21 protein-coding genes are annotated in these 16,777 nt (G+C 52.8%); 8 read left to right on the top strand and 13 right to left on the bottom strand.

Going from position 1 to position 16,777, the window contains the following annotated elements:
- Positions 1-34 precede the first annotated feature (34 nt).
- Positions 35-457, bottom strand: a complete 423-nt coding sequence (locus CWO84_RS04955; RefSeq protein WP_101051941.1) for a hypothetical protein — start codon at positions 455-457, stop codon at positions 35-37.
- A gap of 9 nt (positions 458-466) precedes the next feature.
- Positions 467-772: a hypothetical protein gene (locus tag CWO84_RS04960; RefSeq protein ID WP_101051984.1), complete on the bottom strand. Its 306-nt coding sequence runs from the start codon at positions 770-772 to the stop codon at positions 467-469.
- Between the two features lie 176 nt (positions 773-948).
- On the opposite strand from CWO84_RS04960, the gene CWO84_RS04965 reads away from it, so the two are divergent.
- Positions 949-1,572, top strand: a complete 624-nt coding sequence (locus CWO84_RS04965) for a hypothetical protein (RefSeq protein ID WP_101051942.1) — start codon at positions 949-951, stop codon at positions 1,570-1,572.
- Positions 1,573-1,653: 81 nt separating this feature from the next.
- Here the strand turns inward: CWO84_RS04965 and pntB are convergent, their stop codons facing one another.
- Complete coding sequence (gene pntB, locus CWO84_RS04970) at positions 1,654-3,042, bottom strand: Re/Si-specific NAD(P)(+) transhydrogenase subunit beta (protein ID WP_033156597.1); 1,389 nt, start codon at positions 3,040-3,042, stop codon at positions 1,654-1,656.
- 10 nt (positions 3,043-3,052) lie between these two features.
- Positions 3,053-4,609, bottom strand: a complete 1,557-nt coding sequence (locus CWO84_RS04975) for a Re/Si-specific NAD(P)(+) transhydrogenase subunit alpha (protein ID WP_101051943.1) — start codon at positions 4,607-4,609, stop codon at positions 3,053-3,055.
- A 158-nt stretch (positions 4,610-4,767) separates the two neighbouring features.
- Between CWO84_RS04975 and CWO84_RS04980 the strand changes: the two genes are divergently transcribed.
- From CWO84_RS04980 to CWO84_RS04995, 4 genes are read left to right on the top strand one after another with little or no spacing between them, the layout of a single operon-like run.
- A complete protein-coding gene (locus tag CWO84_RS04980) occupies positions 4,768-5,694 on the top strand; it encodes a diguanylate cyclase (protein WP_101051944.1) in 927 nt (308 codons plus the stop codon).
- A gap of 4 nt (positions 5,695-5,698) precedes the next feature.
- Entirely contained in the window at positions 5,699-6,625 is a 927-nt protein-coding gene (locus CWO84_RS04985) for a hypothetical protein (RefSeq protein ID WP_101051945.1), read from the top strand.
- A complete protein-coding gene (locus tag CWO84_RS04990) occupies positions 6,622-7,299 on the top strand; it encodes an HAD family phosphatase (protein ID WP_101051946.1) in 678 nt (225 codons plus the stop codon). The genes CWO84_RS04985 and CWO84_RS04990 overlap by 4 nt, the downstream gene beginning before the upstream one ends.
- Positions 7,300-7,354: 55 nt before the next feature.
- Positions 7,355-8,293 (top strand): beta-ribofuranosylaminobenzene 5'-phosphate synthase family protein, encoded by a 939-nt coding sequence (locus tag CWO84_RS04995; RefSeq protein WP_276308149.1) that lies wholly within the window; start codon positions 7,355-7,357, stop codon positions 8,291-8,293.
- An 8-nt stretch (positions 8,294-8,301) separates the two neighbouring features.
- Here the strand turns inward: CWO84_RS04995 and soxZ are convergent, their stop codons facing one another.
- Positions 8,302-8,613: a thiosulfate oxidation carrier complex protein SoxZ gene (gene soxZ, locus CWO84_RS05000; protein ID WP_101051947.1), complete on the bottom strand. Its 312-nt coding sequence runs from the start codon at positions 8,611-8,613 to the stop codon at positions 8,302-8,304.
- Between the two features lies 1 nt (position 8,614).
- The gene (locus CWO84_RS05005; RefSeq protein ID WP_133120647.1) at positions 8,615-9,073 is read right to left on the bottom strand and encodes a thiosulfate oxidation carrier protein SoxY; all 459 of its coding nucleotides are present in this window, start codon (positions 9,071-9,073) and stop codon (positions 8,615-8,617) included.
- 123 nt (positions 9,074-9,196) lie between these two features.
- On the opposite strand from CWO84_RS05005, the gene CWO84_RS05010 reads away from it, so the two are divergent.
- Positions 9,197-9,391, top strand: coding sequence for a hypothetical protein (locus CWO84_RS05010; RefSeq protein WP_033156590.1), 195 nt, complete (start codon positions 9,197-9,199; stop codon positions 9,389-9,391).
- A 97-nt stretch (positions 9,392-9,488) separates the two neighbouring features.
- On the opposite strand, the gene CWO84_RS05015 is transcribed toward CWO84_RS05010, so the two are convergent.
- Genes CWO84_RS05015 through nagZ form a run of 3 tightly spaced genes read right to left on the bottom strand, consistent with a single transcriptional unit; the run spans position 9,489 to position 11,780 of the window.
- Positions 9,489-10,229, bottom strand: a complete 741-nt coding sequence (locus CWO84_RS05015; protein WP_101051949.1) for an S-methyl-5'-thioinosine phosphorylase — start codon at positions 10,227-10,229, stop codon at positions 9,489-9,491.
- Complete coding sequence (locus tag CWO84_RS05020) at positions 10,226-10,771, bottom strand: hypoxanthine-guanine phosphoribosyltransferase (RefSeq protein WP_165786271.1); 546 nt, start codon at positions 10,769-10,771, stop codon at positions 10,226-10,228. The genes CWO84_RS05015 and CWO84_RS05020 overlap by 4 nt, the downstream gene beginning before the upstream one ends.
- Positions 10,764-11,780 (bottom strand): beta-N-acetylhexosaminidase, encoded by a 1,017-nt coding sequence (gene nagZ / locus CWO84_RS05025; protein ID WP_101051951.1) that lies wholly within the window; start codon positions 11,778-11,780, stop codon positions 10,764-10,766. Before nagZ ends, CWO84_RS05020 begins: the two co-directional genes overlap by 8 nt.
- A gap of 62 nt (positions 11,781-11,842) precedes the next feature.
- Here nagZ and CWO84_RS05030 point away from each other — a divergent pair, with 62 nt between their 5' ends.
- Together CWO84_RS05030 and CWO84_RS05035 are read left to right on the top strand one after the other, a co-directional pair.
- Complete coding sequence (locus CWO84_RS05030) at positions 11,843-12,250, top strand: flagellar basal body-associated FliL family protein (RefSeq protein ID WP_033156742.1); 408 nt, start codon at positions 11,843-11,845, stop codon at positions 12,248-12,250.
- 451 nt (positions 12,251-12,701) lie between these two features.
- Complete coding sequence (locus CWO84_RS05035; RefSeq protein ID WP_101051986.1) at positions 12,702-13,778, top strand: PA0069 family radical SAM protein; 1,077 nt, start codon at positions 12,702-12,704, stop codon at positions 13,776-13,778.
- A 7-nt stretch (positions 13,779-13,785) separates the two neighbouring features.
- Here CWO84_RS05035 and CWO84_RS05040 read toward each other — a convergent pair whose 3' ends face one another.
- The 4 genes from CWO84_RS05040 to CWO84_RS05055 form a co-directional block, all read right to left on the bottom strand.
- Positions 13,786-14,157 (bottom strand): hypothetical protein, encoded by a 372-nt coding sequence (locus tag CWO84_RS05040; protein WP_033156586.1) that lies wholly within the window; start codon positions 14,155-14,157, stop codon positions 13,786-13,788.
- A complete protein-coding gene (locus CWO84_RS05045; RefSeq protein WP_033156585.1) occupies positions 14,154-14,516 on the bottom strand; it encodes a NifB/NifX family molybdenum-iron cluster-binding protein in 363 nt (120 codons plus the stop codon). Before CWO84_RS05045 ends, CWO84_RS05040 begins: the two co-directional genes overlap by 4 nt.
- A gap of 156 nt (positions 14,517-14,672) precedes the next feature.
- Complete coding sequence (locus CWO84_RS05050) at positions 14,673-16,067, bottom strand: DUF6513 domain-containing protein (protein ID WP_033156584.1); 1,395 nt, start codon at positions 16,065-16,067, stop codon at positions 14,673-14,675.
- Positions 16,064-16,600, bottom strand: a complete 537-nt coding sequence (locus CWO84_RS05055; protein ID WP_033156583.1) for a flavoprotein — start codon at positions 16,598-16,600, stop codon at positions 16,064-16,066. The genes CWO84_RS05050 and CWO84_RS05055 overlap by 4 nt, the downstream gene beginning before the upstream one ends.
- Positions 16,601-16,777: the final 177 nt, after the last annotated feature.

The raw sequence follows: 16,777 nt of genomic DNA on the forward strand, positions 1-16,777 counted from the left end.
GTCCTAACTAAAGCTAGAAGAATTCGGGTCAGCGTTACGGCAAAGCCCTGATCATGCGTGAGCATATCGCATAATATTCGCCGCCTTCCCAGGCCAGGGTAACCAAGCTAAGCGCCTTGCTATCGGTATCATTCGTTGGATCGGTAATGAGCGATAGTTGTGTTTGCCAGTACCAATTGACCGACTCGACCGATTTGGTGCAATCGCCGAACGGCGATACGACATCACCGAACAAGGTTTCCGCTTTTGCCCGAAGCGATTTCAGCGATTCCGAGAGTTCTTCCCGCTTTAAATTACTTTTTAACACCATGCCGTCTCGGGTCATATCTTGAGCATCGGTAAAGGCATTCAGCCAAGTTTCCGCATCGGCTTTATTCGGTGCTTTAAACGATAAATAGTTGTCAGCATAGGTGGGGGCACAAAAGGCCAGCGTTGATGCCAATAGCAGTCTTTTCATAATGTCTCTTCAATAGCTTGATGATTTAGTTTGGGTTGCCGTTTGAACTTGGTTGAAAACCTCTAACAGCTGAGCAATCTCTTCTTCCGTTGAGCGAGAGCCGATTTGTGGCTTGCCCTGGATTTTTGCTTCGGTCCAGTCGACGGCTTCGCCTGATCCCCAGGATAGCAGCGAGGCCAAGGTAAACACCAGCAAGCTGCGTGTCGTACCCTGGGGCAAATCTTGCTTATCCAGCAAAGTTTGGGCACGTTTGGCTACCCAGATGAATACGAGGGTGGTAATGATCAGGTTCCAGATTGATGGTAAGGTAAACAAATTCACTCCAACTTTTTAACTTGTGGCAAAACCAGCCTCTGCTCTATTTAGTCAGGGTTTAGGCTACTAGCGCTTATTACTACCGGAGGCTTGGTCGTAATGCTTTTGGGCAATATGATCGATAACGACCAAGTGATAACCTTACGCTACTCACATAACTTAAAGGTATCTGAAAAATGAAAAAACTGACTTCGGCTCTTATTCTGGCTGGTTCAATATCAGGCGCGCAAGCATCTACTTTACTGACCAGCGTTTTTACTGCCGATAATGCTTTTGAAGCGTACGTCAGCTCCAGCGCAACCTCGATTAGTAGCGCTGCTATCCTAAGCGGCAACGATTGGGGCAGCACGTATTCTTCGGTCGACAACCTAACCACCACGTCTGTTTCCTATCTGATTTTAAAAGTCACCAATCAAGGCGGCCCAGGTGCGGCATTGGGTACTTTTACGCTGTCGAATAACGACTATTTATTCGGCAATGGCGCAAATACTATTTCAACTGGCGGTACCGGTTGGAGTATGTATGTAGATTCGCTGGCGAATCCGGCATCCCCGATTGTCGCAGAGGGTGCCAATGGAATATCGCCCTGGGGCTTCCACTCCGGTATCGATTCCAGCGCGCAATGGGTCTGGTACTATAACAGTATCAATACCAATGGCGCAGGAGCATGGGGCAGTGATAATAGTACCGTTTATTTGGTCACTTCAATTACGCCAGCCGCTGTACCAGTGCCTGGTGCGATCTGGTTTATGGGTACCGGATTACTGGGTTTCCTGGGCCTGAAACGTAAACAGGCTTAATCTTCTTTGTCCTTTGCGGCTCCCCAGTTTGAGGTGACCGCCAATTATCTAAATTGGCGGTCACCGATGGGATTACTTAGGTCACCCCTGCAAAGCCTTCAACAAGCCCTGCAATTTATCGTTAGCATCTCCGAATAGCATGCGGGTGTTGTCATGCACGAACAGGGGATTGCCGACGCCGGCGTAACCTGAAGCCATCGAACGTTTCAGGACGATAGTGGCAGCACTTTTCCAGCATTCCAGCACCGGCATGCCGGCTATCGGGCTGTTGGGGTCGTCCAAAGCAGAGGGGTTGACGATGTCGTTGGCGCCAATGACGATGGAGACATCCACATGTGGAAAGTCTTCGTTGATTTCATCCATTTCAAACACGATGTCATACGGCACTTTCGCTTCAGCCAACAAGACGTTCATATGCCCCGGCATACGGCCAGCCACTGGATGGATGGCAAACCGAACTTTTTTGCCGCGACCGGTCAGCAATTTGGTGATTTCGTTGACCGTGTGCTGTGCTTGCGCTACGGCCATGCCATAGCCGGGAATGATCACGATGTCTTTGGCATCCAGCAATAATTGGGCTGTTTCTTCCACTTCAATGGGTTGTACCTCACCGACCACTTCTGCCGCTTCACCACCCGCGCTACCGAACCCGCCGGCAATCACGCTGAGAAAGTGTCGATTCATCGCCCGGCACATGATGTAACTCAAAATCGCACCGCTGGAGCCGACCAAGGCGCCGGTGACGATCAGTAAGTCATTGCTGAGCATGAAGCCGGTAGCCGCTGCCGCCCAACCGGAATAGCTGTTCAGCATCGATACCACCACCGGCATGTCGGCGCCGCCGATGGCCATCACCATGTGTACCCCAAATACCAAAGCAATCACCGTCATAATCGCCAGCGGCAGCATACCGCCACCGCTTTCTGCCGCGCTCAGAAAGCTGCCGCCCAAAATCACGGTAACGACCAGCATGGCCAGGTTTAGCCAATGCCGTGCTGGCAACAACACCGGCTTGCCGCTGATGCGACCGCAGAGCTTGCCGAAGGCGATCACCGAACCGGAAAAGGTCACCGCACCAATAAATATACCGATGTAGGTTTCCACTTCGTGGATGGTTTTTTCGGCGCCGACCAAACTGTTGGAGTGATCCATGGCGTTGGCGTAGCCGACCAATACCGCCGCCATCCCAACCAAGCTGTGCATCAGTGCCACCAGCTCCGGCATTTGCGTCATTTCCACTTTGGCGGCGGCTTTGGTGCCGATGAAGCCACCGATCAGCAAGGCAATCGTGAGTATGACGTAGGCGGTCACACTGCCGCCGAATACCGTGGCTGCAATCGCAATCGCCATCCCGGTCATGCCGTAATAATTGCCGCGCCGCGCTGTGTCCTGCTTGCTCAAGCCGCTGAGGCTGAGAATGAATAGAATCGAGGCTGCGATGTATGCCATCGTAACTAGACCGTTTGACATGTAGCTCTCCTTATTTTCTAAACATTTCAAGCATGCGGCGTGTCACGAGAAAGCCGCCGGCAATATTGATGGATGCGATCAGAATGGCCACCGCCGACAAAATTCCGATTATGGAGTCAGGCGAGGACACCTGCACCAGAGCACCGATCACGATGATGCCACTGATGGCGTTGGTCACACTCATTAACGGTGTGTGTAGCGACGGTGAGACGTTCCAAATCACCTGGTAGCCTACAAAGCAAGCCAATACAAACACCGTGAAGTGCGACAAAAACGACGTAGGTGCCGTCGCTCCGACCGCAAAGAACACCAGAGCAGCCAAGGCAATCGGCAACCATTGCTTTATCGGTTCCGGTATCAAAGATTTGGTTTCCACTGCGGCGGCTGCTTCGGCGGCTGCCGCTTGTTTGGGGGCAGCGGACAGTTTGGGCGGTGGCGGCGGCCAAGTGATATTGCCTTCCTTAATCACGGTCGCGCCGCGTATCACCTCGTCTTCCATGTTGATGACAGTGTTGCCGTCTTTGCCAGGGGTAAGGTCGGTGAGCAGATGCCGCAGATTAGTGGCGTAAAGCTGGCTGGATTGATTAGCCAAGCGACTGGGCAAATTGGTGTAACCGATAATGGTCACATCGTGCTTTACCACCACCTGGTTTTTCTCGGTGAGCGCGCAGTTACCGCCTTGTTCGGCAGCCAAATCCACGATCACACTGCCGGGCTTCATTGACGCCACCATTTCGGCAGTAATCAGCTCGGGGGCCGGTTTGCCGGGGATCAAGGCGGTGGTGACGATGATGTCCACTTCCTTGGCTTGTTGGGCAAACAAAGCCATCTCGGCTTCAATAAATTCCTTGGACATGGTTTTGGCGTAACCGCCGGTGCCGGAGCCGTCTTCCTGAAAGTCCAGCATCAGGAACTCGGCGTCCATACTCTCGATTTGTTCTTTCACTTCCGGCCGGGTGTCGAAGGCGCGGACAATGGCACCCATGCCTTTCGCAGCGCCAATCGCGGCCAGACCTGCGACGCCGGCACCGATCACTAACACTTTGGCGGGCGGGATTTTTCCGGCAGCGGTGATTTGACCGGTGAAGAAGCGGCCAAAATGTTGCGCGGCTTCTACGATGGCCCGATAACCGGCGATATTGGCCATGGAACTCAGGGCGTCCATTTTTTGGGCGCGGGACATACGCGGCACGCTGTCCATGGCCAACACAGAGACTTTTTTGGCGGCCAATTTTTGCATTAGTGCTTCGTTTTGCGCCGGCCAGATAAAGCTGATCAATTGCTGGCCTTCGCGCAGCAAGTCGGCTTCGTCGATAGCCAGTTGCGGATGAAATTCGGGAGCGCGGACTTTCATGACAATATCGCTGTGTTGCCATAATTCCTGCGCTGTGGCGACCACTTGCACGCCGGCCGCACGATAAGCGTCATCGGAAATATTGGCATTGTCGCCGGCGCCGCTTTCCACCAGTACTTCAAAACCTAGTTTGATGATTTTTTCAGCGGCCTCGGGCGTGGTAGCGACGCGCTTTTCGCCGTCGTGAACTTCTTTTGGAACACCGATCTTCATGATTTCTCCTAAGGTTTGGAGGGGAATAACGGATTGTTGGTAGGCTGAAAAGCCAGCGGGCGAGGATAGGGGATTGACTCGGTTTTATCAATTGTTTTCTGTGAGTTCAATTAATTACGCTAGAATCCTAGAGTCTGCTTAAGCCAACTAAAAGAACAATGAAAATATTGGTGGTCGATGATAGTAAAGTGATCAGGCAGCTGGTTGCGGAATGCCTGAAAGAAATGGGGCATGCGGTGTCCTATGCGGAAAACGGTTCCGAAGCCTTGCAATATGTCGCCGACCAAGACGTGGATTTAATTTTGATGGATGTGGAAATGCCCTTGCTGAGCGGTTTCGAGGCCACGAAAGCCATCCGCGAGCTAAAAAAGGCCGATTGGTTTCCCATCATTTTTTTTACGATGCACGACGATGATGAGTCGTTCGTTAACGGTATTTTGGCCGGCGGCGACGCCTATCTGCCTAAGCCGCTGAATCCTACCCGTTTGCGATTGACAGTGATCGCGATGGAGCGGATTTATGTGATGCGGCAAAAGCTGCAAACCACTCAGCGGGAATTGCAGGCCGCCAATCGGGAATTGGAGCGTTTATCATTGCGCGATCAATTAACCGGCTTGGGCAATCGCCGCCATTTCGATAGCAATCTTGCCATGCAGTTTGCGCTGTCCCGTCGCAATAAAACGCCGTTGTCTTTGATTATTTGCGATATCGATCACTTTAAGAAATATAACGACACCTTAGGGCACCCGCAAGGCGATGGCTGTTTGATTGCGGTGGCGAAAGTTCTCACGGAGCAATTGGAGCGTAGCAGTGATCTCATTTGTCGCTACGGTGGCGAGGAGTTCGTGGCGATCTTGCCCGATACGGCTTTGCAAGATGCCCTTAAGCTTGCTGAAAATATTCGCCGGCAAGTTTTTGAAAAAAACATCGTTTACGGCGACACCGAGACTCAGTGTGTTAGCCTGAGTTTGGGTGTGGCAACCTATGTTGGCCAATATAGAACCGCGCTGGAGATGCTGGAGGCGGCAGACGCCGCTTTGTACAAGGCCAAGCAAAGCGGCCGTAACCGGGTGGAGTTCAATTAAAACCGTGTATCGAGCCAAAGATTTTATAGAAACTGCGGAAGGATTGATTTTCGCGGTCGTTGTTAAGGGCCAGGAAAATGGGAAGGTCTTATGTTTTCTGCGCTACCTCTGTGTGGAGGGCGTTTGGCGCAAGGTCGACACCGCACTGGCGAACCAACATCTTGAGCAATATTGCCCGCAGTACCTGCATTATTCGACGCTGCTTGACGCGCATTTACACGCCGTGCCCAGTGCCGCTATTGTTCGGCATTATCAGCCTCAAAAATTATTGCAAAGATTGTTGGCTGAGGAGCCCGGCGATCCGGTATTGGCCGATTTGCACAAACTGTGTGGTTTGTTGCGGTCCAATGGCTTGGACCTTAGCCGATTCGGCGTGACCGGCTCGCTGCTGGTGGGTATGCAAAAACACAGTTCCGATATTGATCTGGTGTGTTACGAGCGTGGCGAGTTTCATCGTGCGCGCAATATCGTCCAAGCCTTGATTGCCGAAGATCGTTGCCAGGCATTAAACGATGAAGACTGGTTGGAGGCTTACCAGCGGCGAGCCAGCGATTTTGCCTTTGACGAATATGTCTGGCACGAGCAGCGCAAGTACAACAAGGGCATGATCAATGCGCGAAAATTCGATTTGTCTCTGGTGGTTGCCGATCAGGAAGCACAGGATAAAAGCTATCGTAAACTGGGCTTCATCACTATCGACGCCGAAGTGTGTGAAGACCAATTCAGTTTCGATTATCCCGCTCGGTTTGCTATCAAGCATCCCCAAGTTGATAGCGTGGTGTGTTTTACCGCCACTTACAACGGCCAGGCACAAATCGGCGAACGGATTCGCGTGGCCGGGCAGTTGGAAGTTGATCAAGATGGTGTGCAGCGCATAGTAGTCGGTTCGAATCGGGAAGCCATAGGCGAGTTTATTAAGGTCATCCGGTGACAGATCGGCATTGGCGGGCGGTTATTTTCGATATGGACGGTCTGGTTTTGGATAGCGAACCGACTTATGTTCAGGCTTGGCGGGCCGGGGCCGATGAGCTTGGTTTTGCGCTGCCGGCTGAATTTTGGGATAGCTTGTCCGGTTGCTCAGGAAAGACGGTTGCGCACCGTTTGCAGGAGCAATGTGGCGTTGGCCTCAATCTGGACAAGTTTCAACATTTAAGTAGCGATTATTGGCTCGCACATGTGCAGCAACACGGTATCGCCGTAAAGCCCGGTTTTTTTGCCGTGTTGGAGGTATTGGCTCAGTACCAATTGCCGTTCTGTCTGGCCACTAATAGCGCGCTGGCGGCGGCGCAACAATGCCTGGCCTGGGCCGGATTGATGGATGTTTTTTCTTATATCGTTGCCGGCGATATGGTCGCCGCGGCAAAGCCGGCCCCGGATATTTTTTTGCGCGCTGCCGCGGAGCTGACACAACCGGTCGAGGACTGTTTGGTGCTGGAAGATTCGCCGACAGGCGTCAGTGCTGCTCTGGCCGCTGGCGCGTCTTGCGTCTTCGTGCCGTCATTACAGCCGGCGGACACCTGGGCTGCCGAACACGCCGATTTTCTCATGGCCGATCTACACCAAGTGGCTGATTTTATCTCGGCCCGCCAACATCATCCGCTATAATGCCGGCTCCTTATTATTTGACGGAATCCAGGTGGTGAAAGCGCGGTACCAATCAGTGACGGTCATAGCACCGGCTCGCTTGCATATGGGCTTTATCGATTTGAGCGGGGCTTTGGGGCGGCATTTCGGTAGCATCGGTTTGGCGCTGAACGAAATCAATACCCAGCTCACCATAACTGCCGCGGATACCCTGCAAGTCAGCGGTCCGTCCGCCGAGCGTGCTCTGAAATGTACCCGGCAATTTTCTCAGCTGCTGGGCGTTTCCGATGCACTTAATATCACTATCGACCATGCCATTCCTGAACATATTGGCTTAGGGTCCGGTACGCAAATGGCTCTGGCTGTTGGTGCGGCGTTGAATGCTTTTTACGGTTTGAAGTTGTCGGTGCGGGAAATAGCGCAACTCTCTGATCGCGGCGCGCGTTCCGGTATTGGTATTGGTATCTTCGAAACAGGCGGCTTGGTGGTTGACGGCGGTCGCGGACCCGACACCAAAACTCCGCCCATGATCGCGCAAATGGCGGTGCCGGAAGACTGGCGGTTTATTTTGGTGTTTGATCAACGCGGCCAAGGTTTGCATGGCGAACAGGAGGTCAGCGCTTTTCAGCAATTGCCGCCGTTTCCGCAAACCCAGGCCGAGCGCTTATGTTACTTGCTATTGATGCAGGGTTTGCCGGCGCTGGCTGAAGGCGATCTTAATAAATTCGGCGAAGTGATTACTGCGTTGCAGCAGGCGGTGGGCGAACACTTCGCGCCGGTGCAGGGTGGGGTGTTTACCAGTCCGGATGTCGCGGCAGCGATGGCTAGTCTGGCTGAGCAAGGCGCGGTGGCGATAGGTCAAACTTCGTGGGGGCCGACCGGATTTTGCGCGGTTGCCGATCCGCTGCGCGCGGCAGAGCTGTTGGCGCAGTTGGAACGGCAATTTGCTGCATCGCCGTTGAGTTTTCTGGTAGCCAGCGCCCGAAATCAGACCGCCGAAATTATTCTTAACTAGCCTATGCTTCAGTCGAGCACGTGCTCGGCGTGATCTTGGTTTTGTCTATTGTCAGTCCATTCGGCACTGAGTCTATCGCCGCTATTTCCTGCTTTTAATCTAAACGTAAAAAACGGATTTTTGGATAGGCTGCCGGCCATATTGGTGGTTAGGATTAGTTGATCGTTTAATTTAACCAGTAACCGCTCGATAAAATGCGCCGGAATCAATTCGCCGTTGGCGTCGCGATTGCGGCCGTTTTCCATCGGATGCGTGATCAGTAATTTAACTTCCGTGTAACCGTCGCGCCGCTGACTTCTGATTTTAATACTGTTAGCCATATCAACCTGTACCGCAGCCGCCGCGCATCACATTCACCCAGCGGCTGGTGCGCAGTAACTCGCCGCCGTGTTCGGCAAGCAAAATCACATTGCAAGATTCGGCTAATTTAATCCGCGCGCTAAGGAAGGGCGCTATCAGCGGCGTGAGTTCGAATTCTGCTAGCAGCGGCGTAGGATTTTTATCGGCGAACAGATACAGTTTTTCGATGTCGTCCAGCTCGCTAGCAATGCTAACCGGCACCACCGCGCCATCTTCGGCAATCTCGGGCAGGATCAAATTGAGTTTATCGCTATCAATCACCGTTCGCTGATCGATAAGCTGCGAGTAGAGGGCGACGAAGTCATCGGCGGCAAAATGCGTTGCCAACCTCTCGGCAAGGACGTTTGCGAATTTGCCGGTCAATAAAGCCGCGGTCAGCAAAATACCGGAGTGCTTTAGAAATAGGCGGCGACTAGGCATAAAATTCAACAACCATAAAAAGTTTGATGTATATCAAAAAATATAAGCTTCCGTTTGTTATCTTTTGCCCCGTTGAAATTTTTTTCAGCACCACCATCACAAACAACAAAAGGAAGGTACAAAATGAGTGAAGTACAAGAAAAAGATAATTTCTGGCTCTATATCGTCATTGCTGTCGTATTGGCGGCTGGCGCCGTACTGATGGTAAAAAATGCCGAGCATGATAAATATGCTACTGCGGCAAAAAATATCGCCGAAGACTCCGCCAACTCAGCTTACCGCAATGATGTACTTCACAGCGGTGGCACGAAAAGATAAGCGCTTTGCAAAGGTTCGGGAAATGTAATCTACGTTTCCCAAATTCGCGGATTTTGGTGGGGCATCCGGGCCCCGTCAAAATCCGTTTCTGTTTCTGCTAGTCGTTGAATAATACCGTTGCTTTCAGCAAGGCGATGGCATTGGTCATGCCAACTTCCAAGTTTTTCTCGATCTCGGCCATGGTGATTTCGCCCTCCACCACACCAGCCGCCCAATTGGCTACCACCGAGATGTTGGCATAAGCCAAACCCAATTCCCGTGCCAACGCGGCTTCCGGCATGCCCGTCATGCCCACCAAATCGCAACCGTCGTTAGCCATACGTTTGATTTCGGCAACCGTTTCCAGCCTTGGCCCTTGGGTGCAGCCGTAAGTGCCTGATGGGGTGAGGGAAATGTTTGCCTGTTGCGCGGCTTGAATAATTCTGGCGCGTAATGAAGGCGTATAGGGCTCGGTGAAATCGATATGCGTGACATGCTCCAGATCTTCGGCAAAAAACGTATGCTCGCGGCCGTAGCTGTAGTCTATCAATTGATCCGGAATGGCAATAACGGCCGGCGCCATTTTCGCGCCGATACCGCCGACCGCCGCTACACCGATAATCTCAGTAACGCCTAGTTGTTTTAATCCCCAGATATTAGCCCGGTAGTTGATCTTGTGCGGTGGGATTCGATGCGGATTGCCGTGTCTGGCCAGGAACACCAATTTCTTCCCATTTAGCTCACCCAGCAAATAAGGCGAGGATGGCTCGCCGAAAGGTGTGGTCAGGCGTTCCTCACCGGTGATGGTGAGTGCTTCGATTTGGGTGAGGCCGGTGCCGCCAATGATAGCCAATGTCATAGTACTTCCTTGCAGGCAAATACGCCTGGCGCATTTCTAAGATAACCCTTGTAATCCATGCCGTAACCAAACAAATAATGATTGGCGACCTTGAGACCGATAAAGTCGGGCTCGATGGGCTTGGTAACTTGCAAATCTTTGTCGAACAGCGCAGCGGTATAAACGGTGCTGGCGCCTTCTTCCCGGCAATATTCGACTATCGCTTGTAGGGTATGGCCTTCGTCGAGAATATCATCGACTACCAACACGGTACGGCCGGCCAATGGCGTAGTCGGTTTGAACAGCCAATGTATATCGCTGCCCGAGGTGGCGTTGCGGTAACGGCTGGCGTGGACGCTGTCCAGATTCAACGGAAAGTCCAGGCGCGGCAGTAACTTGCCGGTAGCGATGATGCCGCCGTTGATGACGCACAACACCAAGGGATTACTGTCTTGCAGTTTGTCGGTGATCGCCGCCGCCATGCTATCCAATGCCGCTTCGACTTCCTCGGCGCTGTGGAGCAGCAGTGCTTGCTGTTTAACAATGCCGATTTCTTCAAGCATGGGCTTCATAAAACTCCGTGATTTGTTTGGAAATGGTTTGCCATTTGTCACTTTTTGCTAAGGCGTCTTTATCGAGCTGGCATTTGCCGCGCATCGCTTGCAGGCGTTGTTCGCGTTTGCTGTTTTGGCTGATGGGCAGTTTATCCAGCACTTGCTCCGCCGCTGTCGAATTATTGCAAACCAGCAGCATATCGCAGCCGGCCTGTTGGGCTAAGCCGGCGCGTTCGGTGAAATCGCCTATGCTGGCCGCGCCTTCCATACTCAGATCGTCGCTGAATATGGCGCCATCGAAACCCAGTTCGCCGCGCAGAATGGTCTGTAGCCAGAAGCTGGAAAAGCCGGCCGGGTAACGGTCTACTTGCGGATAAACCACATGAGCCGGCATGATGGCCTCCAGGCCTTGTGCTATCAATTGTTTGAACGGCAGTAAATCTTGTTGGCGGATGGTTTCCAGATCGCGTTCGTCGACGGGTAGCGTCAAATGCGAATCCAGTGCCACCGCGCCGTGACCAGGGAAGTGTTTGCCGGTGGCAGCCATGCCGGCGCCGCGCATGCCTTGCCGAAATGCGCCGGCCAGTTCTGCGGCTAATTTTGCGTCTTGGGAAAACGAGCGGTTACCGATGATCTCGCTAACCCCGCAATCCACATCCAATACCGGCGCGAAGCTGAAATCCACATCCACGGCCAGCAGTTCGCTGGCCATCAGCCAGCCGGCAGCTTCTGCCAACTCAGGTTGCTCGGCGTAAAAAGCCGCGGCCGGCAGGCGGGTAAAGCCATTTTGAAAGCGTTGCACGCGGCCGCCTTCCTGATCGACGGCGATCAGGATGTCACCGTTGCGTGCAGCGCGGATCTGTTTGATTAAGTCAGCGACTTGTCGAGGATTGTCGTAGTTTCGGGAAAATAGGATTAAGGCGCCGGTATTGGGATGAGCGATTTTTTCTTTGTCCAGCGCACTGAGGCTGTGGGCCTCGATGTCGATCATGACCGGGCCGATAGCTTGTGGTTTCATGGTGTCAAATGGCGAAATTGGAATATACTTTTGGTGTAGTCACTACATTATATGAGGAATCCGTGCGAACATTTATTTTGTTGATCAGTTTGATGCTGTTGCCGGCGATGACCTGGGCGAACTCCGGCGAGAAAAAAGCCGACGAAAGCGCCGGGCCGGTCATTGAGTATCTGGAGATGAAACCCAAGTTTACCGTCAATCTGGCCGAGCCCAAAAAATACCTGATGTTGAACGTGCAGTTACTGGTGGAAGGTGCCGATCATTTGGAAGTCATTAAAAAGCACATGCCGGTTCTGCGTCATGAAATGATAATGATGCTTAGCGGCATGAAAAGTGCCGACCTGCAAAGCATGGAACAGCGCGAAGCCTTACGCTTGAAAACCAAACAAGTGATAACTGATCTGTTGAGCAAAATTCAAAATAGCGACGGTTTTCGTGATGTGTTTTTCTCGGAGTTTTTAATTAACTAGACGCCGCGGTCATTATTGTCCCCAAACAAAACTAAGGCTTGCAGCGATGCGAGCTTTTTTTTGCGCTGTGATTTTGCCGTTGTTTAAATACCGTTCGCCTTTATGTTCTTGACGGTTATGAGGCTTGGATTTTTCTCGCGGTCGGCGCTCCCATTTCAATAGATAGCTCCCTGCCAGAATGAGTGTGCCAGTGAGGCCGTTTTGATAGCAACCGCTGTTACCGTCGATTTGGCAGCAGATAAATTTAGTTTAACCCGGTGGTATATTTAATCAGCGGCTTTTTCATCGTTTGTCTGGCATTCGTCTGATGAGCTTTCAAGAGCGGATGTAAGATTAGACGCTGAACCGGTAGAGCCAATGTCGGGTGGCAAAATCTGTGCGACTATCTGGAGATTGGCGCGTGCAGGGTATAATCCCTTTGCCCAGTTATCAATTGCTTGAAGATGATGCTATGCCTAAGCCATTAATTTACAAAGGTCGCGCCAGTATCAGTAATGCAGTCGGTCGGTTTGAAAAATTGAACAGGCAGGCTGAAGACGACGGCTGGGGCTGTTTGGATGCAGCGTTGCCGCCGTTGCCCACCGAAGTCATTATCGATAGCAGCAAATCGGTGATTACCTATAACGATTCGCCGGATATTCCGTTTGATCGGTCGATAAACCCGTATCGCGGTTGCGAGCATGCTTGTATTTATTGCTTTGCCAGGCCGACCCATGCCTACTTGGGCTATTCTGCCGGTCTGGATTTCGAGAGCAAAATTCTGGTTAAGCCTGACGCTGCACGTTTGTTGCGCGAAGAGTTGGCCAAACGCAGTTATCGTTGCGCGCCGCTGGCCTTGGGAACCAACACCGATCCTTACCAACCGCTGGAACGGCAGCAGCGCATCATGCGGCAGATTTTGGAAGTGCTATCAGAGACCCGGCATCCAGTCAGTATCGTCACCAAATCGGCCTTGATCGAACGCGACATCGATATTTTAGCGCCGATGGCCGGGCAGGGTTTGGTTGGCGTCTACCTGTCGATTACCACGCTGGATAGAACGCTTGCCAGGACGCTGGAGCCGCGCGCCGCTGCGCCGCAACGTCGTTTGGAGGCATTAGCGCGCTTACGGGAAGCCGGGATTCCGGTTGGCGTGATGCTGGCGCCTTTAATCCCTGTTCTCACCGATTACGAACTGGAAAGCATCGTCAGCGCGGCTCATACGGCCGGCGCGCAAAGCGTGCAATACATTCTGTTGCGCTTGCCCTTGGAAACGGCGGATTTATTTGCAGAATGGCTGCAACAAAACTACCCGCTGAAAGCCGAGCACGTGATGAATCGAGTCAGAGACAGCCGCGGCGGCAAAGCTTACGAAGCGGCGTTTCATCAACGCCAAACGGGTAGTGGTAGTTACGCCGATTTGCTGGCGCAGCGTTTCAAGCTGATTACCAGAAAGCTGGAACTAACGGGTTCTCTACCGGCATTGCGCAGCGATTTGTTTCGTCCACCAAGCTTGGGCGGACAGCTGAGTTTCGATTTTTTCGATTGAACGCGACTTAGGCTTCCGTTTCTTCTACATCCCGGCGCTCCAGCAAGCCTTGCTCGCGGATCATCGCTTTAAAACCTTTCATCACCGGCCGGGAAATCGCGGTTTCCGCCATCAGACGTTTTTCGTAAATCAGATTTTTCAGGGCTTCGTCGTCTTCACGAGTGCGGGCGGTCGCAATCAAAGGATGTAGATCGGCTGGCAGCAGTTGCCCAGGCAAGTGTTTGACGCAGTCGTACAGCAGCGCCATCACCACTTTTTCAGTCGGCCGCATCTTGCATTTGCCGTCGATGATTTTCAGCATCACCGTCACCGCGCAATCGACGTGAATCGGACTGATGGGGTGATCTTTTACCCATTGCTGCACATGCTCAGGGGTCATCCGATCTCCTCGCCGGCTGCGGTGCGCTTGGCATAGTCCAGCAAGGATTCTTCAACCGCCGCATAGGCGTATTCAGAAACCGCGCGCACACCGATGGCATGGACTTTGGCGGTGGGACCGTCGCCGATACGCGCCACGAACACTGCGTAGCAGTCTTTAATGGTTGCCAAAATGCCGGGCATTGCGGACTCGTCGGCATGCTGGCCCAGGCAGTAATTGGCCACTTCGCGGGTTTCTAATAATTCGCAACTGGCTTCGGAGACGCTATACACGGAAAACTTCGTGGCATGGCCGAAATGTTCGTTGATGGAAATGTTGTCCTTGGTGGCGACCGCCAGTTTTAACGGAAACTCGGGCATGTGCGAGGGCTCGTTCGGGTGAATGGGATTTAGCCAAGAAACAAGCAAGACCAATACCAAATGAACTGAGGCCGAAATAGCGGGGGTTTGGCGAGACTAACGCAAAGCCGGATTGAGGCTTTGTCGAGTTTACGACAAGCGCAACCGACAAACGGCTTAGTCTTCGTGCTTTTTTAAGGTGTTGCCGGCGGGTTTGAATGTATGTAAATCCACCGTCGGCTCGGTGCCTTGCGCGGCACAGCCCCAACTCAATTGCTGATCCTGGGTGAAGCGCTTGCCCAACTGCCAGGCTATCTCGGCTCGGGCCAGTTCCACACCCAAATAAAAGGCGTGGCCGCCGTCGGTTTCGACGTGCAGTTTGGGGTATAAATCAAATGGGTCTTGTGCGGTGTGCAGGCCATCGCGGTTAAATACATGAATGCCGTCGCTGCTGACTTGGATGCGGTAACTGGGGTCTTTAATTTCCGCAGCCAAACTTTCGATTTCCTCGCGGCTGTTCAAAAACGGCGAGCTGTCATGCACGGTCAGCAAATCCGGCGCGATATGCTTGGGCAGGGTATTGTGCCGCTTGGCGGTGTACATGATGCGGCGGGCGCTGTCGGCTTCCTTGATGGCGCGGCGCGCGTGTTTACTCACTTCCGTTGCCAGAATATGGTTAATATTCAACTCCGAACAAATCCCCAACAAAATCGCGTTGACGCCGGAGGTGTCGGCGTGGGTCAGTTCGGTGAGATTGCCGACGCCCATCATCATTTCCACGTCCGGATAGCGGCGGCGGAATTCATGATTGCGGACGATGGAGTCGGTGAAACCAAAGTGGATTGGATCGAGGATGGGATCGACGATGAAAGCGCGGTTTTTACGCTGTAAGATCGCGATGGCCTCGTCCAACGTGTCCAAGTCGCCGTGCGTTTCCGGAATCAGAATCGGCGTTGTCGCCACCTCCTCGGCAATCCACAGACTTTTGGTGGTCAGGCTCAGCATGTAATCGGCACCCGCTTGGCCGCCTGCGAGCAGATCGGCGTCTTCCAGCGAGTCGATGCTGACGGTAAAGCCTTCTTGTTTCAAGGTGAGGATGCACTCAGCCAGATGTGGAAACGGCGTGCCGGGCAGGCAGCCAATATCGATCACATCCGCGCCGTTGGCTTTGTAATAATAAGCGCGCTCAATCGCCGCCTCGACGCTGATGCTAGGCGCGTCGGTGATTTCCGCGAAAATTTTGGTTTGGTATTGGCTGAGGTCGTAATGCTGAGCGGCCAGGCCAAAATGCTGCGGCAAGTCCTTGATTTCCTCCGGACCGCGTTCGAATGGCACACCAAAGTGTTGTGCTAATGCGTAAAGATCGCCGCGGCAGCGGCCCGGTAAAATCACCCGGTCAGCGCCTTGCGCGTCCGGCAAGCGGCGGATGATCATGTCGCTGGTAATCAACGCCGCCACCGTTACGCCCATCACATACACCTTGTATTGAAAGTCGGGCTGCATTTTTTCCAATACTTGCCGGACTTGTTTCTCCGCCAGCCGGCCGGTGATGAACAGGATGCGTTCGGTCATAGACTGGCCAATCGCGTGTTGACGGCAACGATTAGCTGCTCGACATCATCAACCACTTGGGTGTAAGGAAAGCTGCGGATTTTGTCGGTGGCTTCCAGGTCGATTGGGCGCGGATAGACCATGAATTTTTTCTTGCCGGGCGCGGTGGTTTCAATCTCCGGCTGGGTGTCGCAAGGGTAAACGATGCTGGGCACGCGGCATTTGCCGGCCTGGGAATACAGGTTAGTGATCAACGAATCGGCGATGCCCAACACGCATTTGGCGATGGTATTGGAGGTAGTGGGGGCCATCACAAAGGTGTGGTAATGACCTTTGTAGAACAAACCGACCGGTGGCGCCGAGGCGGCTTTATCCCGATACACCGGCATCTTGGCGCGGATGTCGTCCAGGCGAATACCGTACATTTTCAAAACTTCCTCGCCGGCCTGACTCAAATACAAATCAACATTATCCAGCGTTAGCATGTATTCAAGACATTCTTCTATATAGTGTCCGGAGCCGGTAATAGCCCAGGCGAGACGCGGTGTGGTCATAGCATGTGTAGTCGTTTTGTGGACGGGGCATTATACGTGAAGACGGTGGTTAATCGACCATTCGCCGGCGATACGGTCCGGGCTGTCGCTTATGTGCCGACATTTACAATTTGGTTTGTTGTATGAATTCATGAATTTATAAGTTTGGGCTTACAATATTGCCCGAATTCGGCTGGT

This window comes from Methylomonas sp. Kb3 (assembly GCF_002834115.1).
Taxonomy (GTDB): Bacteria; Pseudomonadota; Gammaproteobacteria; order Methylococcales; family Methylomonadaceae; genus Methylomonas; species Methylomonas defluvii.

Coding starts and splice junctions, on each gene's coding strand:
- CWO84_RS05050 (WP_033156584.1), bottom strand. CDS start 16,067: ATGACCGAACGCATCCTGTTCATCACCGGCCGGCTGGCGGAGAAACAA.
- soxZ (WP_101051947.1), bottom strand. CDS start 8,613: ATGGCTAACAGTATTAAAATCAGAAGTCAGCGGCGCGACGGTTACACG.
- CWO84_RS04965 (WP_101051942.1), top strand. CDS start 949: ATGAAAAAACTGACTTCGGCTCTTATTCTGGCTGGTTCAATATCAGGC.
- pntB (WP_033156597.1), bottom strand. CDS start 3,042: ATGTCAAACGGTCTAGTTACGATGGCATACATCGCAGCCTCGATTCTA.
- CWO84_RS04980 (WP_101051944.1), top strand. CDS start 4,768: ATGAAAATATTGGTGGTCGATGATAGTAAAGTGATCAGGCAGCTGGTT.
- CWO84_RS05005 (WP_133120647.1), bottom strand. CDS start 9,073: ATGCCTAGTCGCCGCCTATTTCTAAAGCACTCCGGTATTTTGCTGACC.
- CWO84_RS05055 (WP_033156583.1), bottom strand. CDS start 16,600: ATGACCACACCGCGTCTCGCCTGGGCTATTACCGGCTCCGGACACTAT.
- CWO84_RS04955 (WP_101051941.1), bottom strand. CDS start 457: ATGAAAAGACTGCTATTGGCATCAACGCTGGCCTTTTGTGCCCCCACC.
- CWO84_RS04975 (WP_101051943.1), bottom strand. CDS start 4,609: ATGAAGATCGGTGTTCCAAAAGAAGTTCACGACGGCGAAAAGCGCGTC.
- CWO84_RS05010 (WP_033156590.1), top strand. CDS start 9,197: ATGAGTGAAGTACAAGAAAAAGATAATTTCTGGCTCTATATCGTCATT.
- CWO84_RS05045 (WP_033156585.1), bottom strand. CDS start 14,516: ATGCCCGAGTTTCCGTTAAAACTGGCGGTCGCCACCAAGGACAACATT.
- nagZ (WP_101051951.1), bottom strand. CDS start 11,780: ATGAAACCACAAGCTATCGGCCCGGTCATGATCGACATCGAGGCCCAC.
- CWO84_RS05020 (WP_165786271.1), bottom strand. CDS start 10,771: ATGCTTGAAGAAATCGGCATTGTTAAACAGCAAGCACTGCTGCTCCAC.
- CWO84_RS05040 (WP_033156586.1), bottom strand. CDS start 14,157: ATGACCCCTGAGCATGTGCAGCAATGGGTAAAAGATCACCCCATCAGT.
- CWO84_RS05035 (WP_101051986.1), top strand. CDS start 12,702: ATGCCTAAGCCATTAATTTACAAAGGTCGCGCCAGTATCAGTAATGCA.
- CWO84_RS05015 (WP_101051949.1), bottom strand. CDS start 10,229: ATGACATTGGCTATCATTGGCGGCACCGGCCTCACCCAAATCGAAGCA.